Here is a 3,008-nt window from a genome sequence, read left to right as displayed (position 1 = left end):
CCGCCGACACGCGCGGCGACGCGGCATGACCGCGCGGCCGCGCGCCGCGCGACGCTCAAGCGCGGGAACCGCGCCGTGCGGCGTCGAACCCGGGCGCGAGCCCGAGGTGATCGAGCAGCCGCGCGAACTCGCCGAGCCGTTGCTGCATGTAAGCCGGCACATCGACCTGCGCATAGTCGTGGAACCCGGTGCCCGTCCGCACGCCGTCACGCCCGGCCTCCATGTTGCGCACGACGCTCGCGGCCGGCGCGAAGCGCGGACCGATCTCGCCGGCGAGGTACGTCGACGCGTAGTACAGGATGTCGCAGCCGCCCCAGTCGATGAACTCGAGCAGCCCGAGCACCGCGAAGCGCGGGCCGAAACCGGTGCGGATCGCGGTGTCGATGTCCTCGGCGCTCGCGACGCCCTCCTCGACCATCCGCGCGGCCTCGTTCATCGCGAGCGCCTGGATGCGCGGCACGATGTAGCCGGGCGCCGGCCCGCAGATCACCGGCTTCTTGCCGACACGCTCGAGCAGCGCGGCGAGCGCATCGACAACCGACTGATCCGTCGCGTCGCTGCGGCTGATCTCCACGAGCGGCATCAGCAGCGCCGGGTTCAGCCAGTGCGCGTTCAGCATCCGCTCCGGGTGCGCGACATGGCGCTGCAACGTGGTGACGACGAACGTCGACGTCGTCGATGCGATGGTTGCACGCGCATCGACATGTTCGCCGAGCCAGCGCAGCGCGTCGGCCTTCGCGTCGAGCACTTCCGGCAGCGCTTCGAACACGATGCCGGCGTCGCGCACCGCGTGCGCCGCACCGTCGCGCGCGACCAGCGCGATGCGCGCGACGACGGCCTCGGCCTGCGCGCCATCGATGCGGCCGAGCGCGACTTGCGCATGCAGCGGCCGCAGGATCTCGCCGCGCGTGCGATCCTCGAATGCGCGCCATCCCTGCGCGTCGCGCGGCTTGAAGTCGATCAGCGTCACGTCGAGGCCCGCGAATGCGAACACGAGCGCGATCCCCTGCCCCATGCGTCCCGCGCCGAGCACGTGCACGCGCGTCACGTCGAGGGCGGCCGTCATGCGGCGTACCCCGCATCGAGCAGCGCGCGCATCGCGTCGCGCGACAGGGCGGCAAGACCCAAACCGTCCAGCGTGCGCCCTTGCGCATACAGGTCGCGGCCGGTAACGGCCGACGCGACGCTCAGCAGCCCCTGCGCAACGGGCGTCGGCACGTTGGCCCAGCGTCCGCACGACACGATGAAGGACAGCCCGAGCCGGGTGTCCTCGAGCATGTAGCGATGCGTGCGCAAATCGATCTTCTCGCGCCAGTCGCCGCTGTCGGTCAGCTTGCCGTGCGCACCGCGCCCGTACATCCATTCGTCGCCGTCGGTCGCGTAGTGGTCCGCGAGCGGGAAATGCGGCGCGCGGTAGCCGAGCGCCTCGCGCACGGCGATGCGTTCGGCGTCGAGCGCATTGGTCACGCGGCGGATCGACGGTTGCGTGCCCTCGTTGTGGATGTCCCACGCGTCGAAGTGTTCGAGCGGCCCGGCGTTCATCAGGATCAGCGGCGGATGGATCACCGGGCCCGCGTTCATCAGCGCGCCGGACAGCGCGTCCTCGACCGGCTCGACCGACGGATAGCCGGCACGCAGCACGTCGAACGCCCAGCCGGCCGCGTTCGCGGGAAACACGCCGGTCGGCAGGCGCGTCGCGTATGCGCTGATCACGACCGCGTTGTCGCCGTGCTTGCGCACCAGGTACGGCAGCGTGCCCGTCTCGGCGTACGCGACGCGCGCACGGTTGCCGGCATCCGCCGCCGCGCGCGCGAATACGAAGCTGCCGAACGTGCCGGGCGGCAGGAATACGACCTGGTCGTCCTCGAGCAGCGGCGCGACCTGCGCGGCCAGCGCGTCGTGCGACACGGCCGGCAGCGGCACCACGACGAGCCGTGCGCCGCGCAGCGCGGCCGCGAGATCGTCGGTCAGCCGGATCGCGCCGGGTGTATCGCCGAGCGGCACCGCGCGCTCGCCGCGATAGTCGGTCACGTGCAACGCGCCGAGTTCGCGCAGCCGCGCGTGCGGTTCGCGGTCGCGCCGCCACCACGTCACGTCGTGGCCCTTCTCGAACAGGTCGATCGCGGCCGCATGGCAGCCGTGGCCGCCGCCCAGTACACATACCTTCATCGTGGTCTCCCGGTGAGTGAGTGTTGTCGAGACTACGCGGCGGCGCGCATCGCGTCGCTTCAAAACGCGCAACGGCACGCCCGTTCGCGCAACGCAATCGCGGCGCCGCGCATGGCGCCGCACCCACGCATCCGACACGAGGCCCCCGCATGGACATCGCCCTCTCCCGACATGCGCCGAACCGGCTCGGCACGCTGCATGCGCCCGACGAAGTCGAACGCGCGGTCGCGCACCGGCTGGGGCCGCACCGGATGGCCGCGCACGGCCGCGATCCGTTTCATGCGGAGCTGTACGAGGTGCCGCTGCATCACGGCGCGCTGCTCGAGCTCTGCTACGGCCGCGAGACGCGCATCGATTTCGGCGACGATGCCGATCACTTCCTGTTCCGGCTGACGCTGTCGGGCGCGTGCGAGTTGCGGGCCGGCCAGCGGGTCGCGCGTGCGGGCCCGGGCGAGCTGACCGTGTCGTCGCCGGCGCTCGCGAGCCGCCTGAGCACGAGTCCCGATTGCCGCAATCTGGTGCTGCGCCTGGAGCGCGGCGCACTCGAGCGCAAGCTGCAGGACATGCTGCACGCGACGCTCACGCGGCCGCTGCAGTTCGATCTCGCCGCCGGCGGCAACGGCGCGGGCGCCGCGCTCGTGCCGCCGACGTTCGAGTATCTGTGCCGGCTCGGCGCGCAGCCGGGCATCGGCGCGGCGGCGACGACGTTCGGCGCCGATCTCACCGCGTGGCTGATGTCGCTGCTCCTCACGCATTTGCCGCATTCGTACAGCGCCGCGTTGACGCGCGGCACGCCGCCACTGCCCGCGCACGTGCGCCGCGCATGCGAGCACGTCGAC

The 3,008-nt window shown here is 72.0% G+C and carries 3 protein-coding genes; 1 reads left to right on the top strand and 2 read right to left on the bottom strand.

Annotated elements, in window-relative coordinates; translation table 11 throughout:
* Nucleotides 1–55: 55 nt before the first annotated feature.
* Nucleotides 56–1,066: a 3-hydroxybutyryl-CoA dehydrogenase gene (locus F3J14_RS34325; protein WP_166726682.1), complete on the bottom strand. Its 1,011-nt coding sequence runs from the start codon at nt 1,064–1,066 to the stop codon at nt 56–58.
* Nucleotides 1,063–2,169 carry an NAD/NADP-dependent octopine/nopaline dehydrogenase family protein gene (locus F3J14_RS34320; RefSeq protein WP_166726681.1) on the bottom strand — a complete coding sequence of 369 codons (1,107 nt, stop codon included), beginning with the start codon at nt 2,167–2,169 and terminating at the stop codon, nt 1,063–1,065. The genes F3J14_RS34325 and F3J14_RS34320 overlap by 4 nt, the downstream gene beginning before the upstream one ends.
* A gap of 149 nt (nt 2,170–2,318) precedes the next feature.
* Between F3J14_RS34320 and F3J14_RS34315 the strand changes: the two genes are divergently transcribed.
* Nucleotides 2,319–3,008: AraC family transcriptional regulator (locus tag F3J14_RS34315; protein WP_166726680.1), on the top strand; the 690-nt coding region annotated here is incomplete at its 3' end.

The sequence above is a fragment of the Burkholderia sp. Tr-862 genome (assembly GCF_011753085.1).
Classification (GTDB): Bacteria; Pseudomonadota; Gammaproteobacteria; order Burkholderiales; family Burkholderiaceae; genus Burkholderia; species Burkholderia ambifaria.
This window is presented reverse-complemented; position numbering and strand designations above follow the sequence as displayed.

What these genes read in the sequence shown, in the direction of transcription:
- F3J14_RS34325 (WP_166726682.1), bottom strand. Translation starts at nt 1,066, where the DNA reads ATGACGGCCGCCCTCGACGTGACGCGCGTGCACGTGCTCGGCGCGGGA.
- F3J14_RS34320 (WP_166726681.1), bottom strand. Translation starts at nt 2,169, where the DNA reads ATGAAGGTATGTGTACTGGGCGGCGGCCACGGCTGCCATGCGGCCGCG.